Below are 3,564 nucleotides of genomic sequence, written 5' to 3' on the forward strand. Positions count from 1 at the left end.
GTCCGGGAAGGTCGAGTACTGCTTCGCGATCAGGTTGGGGGTGAGGTCGCTGGGGATCGCGGTGCTGTTCTGCCCGGCGAGCACCGAGGCCCGCACCAAGCCCTTGACCAGGTCGCCGCGGACACCGAACGCCGCCGCACTGACGGCTGGATCGCTGCCGCGCTCGGTGCCGAGACGCTGGGCCCACAGGTTGCCGCCGAAGACGAGGGGCAGGACCATGACGAGGGACAGCGGGTAGAGCACCAGGCCGCGGCCCCGGGGCCGCCAGAAGGTGGCGGTGCGGAAGGGCTGCTCGACGTAGCGGTAGGTGAGGTAGGCGAACTGGAACGTCAGCAGCACCGCGATGAGGGTCTCGGTCGGCGTGAGGGTGCGCCCCATGCTCACCTGCGGGATGACGATCAGGGGCCAGTGCCACAGGTAGAGGGAGTAGGACCAGTCGCCGACGCGGCGCAGCAGGGTCGTGCCGAGCACCCGCGAGATCGTGGGTCGTGACGAGGGGTTCGCCGCGGCGATCAGGAGCGCTGCGGCGGAGAGGACGGGCAGCGCCGCCTCGTAGCCCGGGAAGGCCATCGACTCGTCGTAGACGACGACCGTGTAGCCGATGCCCACGATTCCGGCCAGGGCCAGCGGCTCGGTGAGCCAGCGGCGCGACAGGGTGCGCCCGGCGATCACGATCAGCGCGACGAGGGCGCCGATGGCCAGCTCCCAGGCCCGGGTGAGCGTCGAGAAGTAGGCAGCGGTCGGCTCGACCATCGTGCGGTGCACCGACCAGGCAAAGCTCGCGCCGCCGCCGAGGAGGACCAGCACCGTGAGGAGTCCGAGCGGGGCGGCGTCGGGGCGACGTCGCCTCCTCGTGACCAGCAGTGCCAGCGCGATCACGACCGGCCAGACGAGGTAGAACTGCTCCTCGACCGCGAGCGACCAGTAGTGCTGGAGCGGCGAGGCGGAGTCCTCGAGGGAGAAGTAGTCGACGCCCTGCGTGCCGAAGCGGATGTTGGCGGCGAAGAAGGCTGCCCACAGGGCGTCCCGGGTGGCGTCGAGGGCGTCGATGAAGTTGAAGTAGACGATCGAGGCCACCACCGTCACCGCGAGCACCAGGCTGGCGGCCGGGATGATGCGTCGGGCCCGGCGCGCGTAGAAGGTGGCGAGGGAGAAGCCGTTGTCGCGGCTGTTGCCGCTGATGATGAGCTGGGTGATCAGGAAGCCCGAGACCACGAAGAAGATGTCGACGCCGGCGAAGCCGCCCGAGAAGCCGGGCACCACCGCGTGGGCGGCGATGACGACGATGACCGCGATCGCGCGCAGACCCTGGATGTCGCCACGGTAGGAACGACCGTCGGCGCCGGTGCGGTCGACGACTGCGCGCGACAGGCCGGAGGCCTTCGCTGGTGTGGGTTGCCTGGGTTGCTTGGGCGCCTTGGGCGCTCTGGGCGGCTTCGGTGTCTTCGGGGCCTTGGCCGCTCGTGAAGGCCGTGTGCCGCGTCGACTGGGACGGCCGTCGTCGCTCACGCCCGACTCACCTCGCCCCTGCTGCTTGCGGTTCCCTGTCGACCTCGTCGGTCCTCGTCGGCGGAATTTACCAAGAACCGGCTGCTATCCGTGTTTCGGTGCGGGGCCCGGTGAGAGGGCCCGGTGGGAGGGCGGGACCTCGGCGCCGGGGTTAGGACCCCCTGATGCTCGAGGCGGGCTCGGACCAGGGGTCGGTCGACTGGGCGCGCCGGGCACGCTGGGCGCGCAGGGCGCGGCGGTCCGAGACGACCAGGGCGAGCAGTCCGGCGACACCGGCGAGGATCCAGGGCACGGGGAACAGGAAGCGCAGCCCAGTGCCGGCGACCAGGTCGAGCGCGACCAGTGCCCACACGAGGAGCAGGCCGAGCAGCGCCACGCCCATGACGAGATGGGCGATGCTCAGCGGGTGACGAGCTCCGAGGTCGTTCATCAGCGTGCTCCTTCGTGGATGATCTCGATGTCTCCGAGACCGACGGTGACGTCGATCGTGAGGCGCGGGGCGCCGTCGTCCGCCGCGAGCACGGTGACGGACTCGCCGGTCGGGCCGTCGCTGCCGAAGACCCGGATCTCACCGGCGTCGAGCCGGGTCCGTGCGGTCACCTCGAGGCCGTCCGGGACGACGACCTCGACCCTCCCGACGCGGAGGTCGACCTCGAGCGTGCGGCCGTCGAGGGCGTCCAGGTCGGTGATGGCGGTGAGGTCGACCTCGATCTCACCGACGTCGAGCTCGTAGTGCTCGAGCAGGGCGCTCGAGGTGGACGGCGTGCGGGCGACCTGCCCGACGTCCAGACGCTCACCGAGCGTGACCCCGGCCGTGACCAGCGCGCTGACCAGGCCGAGGGCGACCAGTCCGCCGGGCCGGCCCCAGACGGCGCCCACGACGAGCAGGACGGCGCTGGTGCCCAGGACGAAGGCCGGGTAGGCGGAGGGAATGATCGGCACCCCGGCCGACTCCAGGACGGCGAGGATCCCCACCCCCAGCAGACTGATCGCCACGGCGTACCAGAAGAGCAGCGGGCCACGGCGGCGCGAGCGGGCGACCGGAGGGTGCGCCTGAGCGGGTGCGCCGGCGGGAGTGCCGGCGGGAGTGCCGGCGGGAACGCTGCCAGGGGTGAACGGCTCTTCCTCGCCACGGCCGCGGAAGAACAGCACCAGGGCGAGCACGGTGCCGAGCACGACCAGGGCCCACGGGAAGTCGAAGCCGCCGAGGCTGTCGCCGAGCAGCGACAGCGTGGCCAGGACGCCGACGAGCACCAGCGCCACGGCGCGGCTCCGGTCGTCGAGGCGGACGGCGGCGCGCGACTCGCCCTCGAGCGGCACGAGCAGCCAGCACGCGCCGTACACGATCAGGCCGGCGCCGCCGAAGAAGATCAGGACCACCAGGGTGACCCGCACCAGGAGCGGGTCGATGTCGAGGTGGCGAGCGAGGCCGCCGGCGACCCCACCGACCTTCTTGTCGGTGCGGCTGCGGCGCAGGGCCGCCAGGTCGCGCACGTCGCTCGCGTCGACCCGCGGGCCGGACGTGTCCGGCTGGGTGTCGGGATCGTTGGTGATCATGGGTCCAGCCTGACCGCGGGAGGTGGGCAGCGCCATCGGGGATGGCCCTGATCCGGCCCCGGGGTCCGGCCAGGGCTGTTCCCCATGGGTGGCGGGGGTCTGCTGTGTGACGATGGAACGGTCATGACCACCGCATCCGTGCAGCCCTCACCGCGTCGGGCTCGTCGCGACCTCGAGGAGTCGATCGTCGGGGGCGTCGCGGCCGGGTTGTCGGAGCACCTCGGCGTCTCGGTGACGTGGGTGCGGGCCGCGTTCGTCCTCCTCACGGCCCTCAGCGGGCTCGGCGCCGTGCTGTACGCCGGCCTGTGGGTGATGCTGCCGGCCGGCGGCCGCTTCGAGGTCGCGGCGCCCGGCCTGGAGAGTGCCCGGCGCGGCGGGCGTCGGCCGAGCCGGATCTCGCGGCTGAGCGACTGCGGTCCGATCCTCGTGCTGAGCGTGCTCGGAGTCGGGGTCGTCGCGTCGGTCAGTGCCGTGCTCGGTGGTGGAGCCGTGCTCTGG

General features: G+C 72.1%; 4 protein-coding genes. 1 reads left to right on the forward strand and 3 read right to left on the reverse strand.

Translation table 11 applies throughout. The features are described from left to right. The 3 genes from VOI19_RS16375 to VOI19_RS16385 form a co-directional block, all read right to left on the reverse strand. Positions 1 to 1,509, reverse strand: a 1,509-nt coding sequence (locus VOI19_RS16375; protein WP_323794031.1) for an acyltransferase, incomplete at its 3' end; no start/stop codon positions are given. 151 nt (positions 1,510 to 1,660) lie between these two features. Beyond that, a complete protein-coding gene (locus VOI19_RS16380) occupies positions 1,661 to 1,939 on the reverse strand; it encodes a hypothetical protein (RefSeq protein WP_323794032.1) in 279 nt (92 codons plus the stop codon). Next, the gene (locus tag VOI19_RS16385) at positions 1,939 to 3,066 is read right to left on the reverse strand and encodes a PspC domain-containing protein (protein WP_323794033.1); all 1,128 of its coding nucleotides are present in this window, start codon (positions 3,064 to 3,066) and stop codon (positions 1,939 to 1,941) included. Before VOI19_RS16385 ends, VOI19_RS16380 begins: the two co-directional genes overlap by 1 nt. Before the next feature lie 123 nt (positions 3,067 to 3,189). Between VOI19_RS16385 and VOI19_RS16390 the strand changes: the two genes are divergently transcribed. Continuing rightward, the coding region (locus tag VOI19_RS16390; protein ID WP_323794034.1) for a PspC domain-containing protein at positions 3,190 to 3,564 on the forward strand (375 nt) is incomplete at its 3' end.

The sequence above is a fragment of the Nocardioides sp. genome (genome assembly GCF_034670285.1).
GTDB lineage: Bacteria > Actinomycetota > Actinomycetes > Propionibacteriales > Nocardioidaceae > Nocardioides.

Bases quoted from the DNA above. Each gene is read 5' to 3' on its own strand.
- VOI19_RS16385 (WP_323794033.1), bottom strand. From the start codon at position 3,066: ATGATCACCAACGATCCCGACACCCAGCCGGACACGTCCGGCCCGCGG.
- VOI19_RS16380 (WP_323794032.1), bottom strand. From the start codon at position 1,939: ATGAACGACCTCGGAGCTCGTCACCCGCTGAGCATCGCCCATCTCGTC.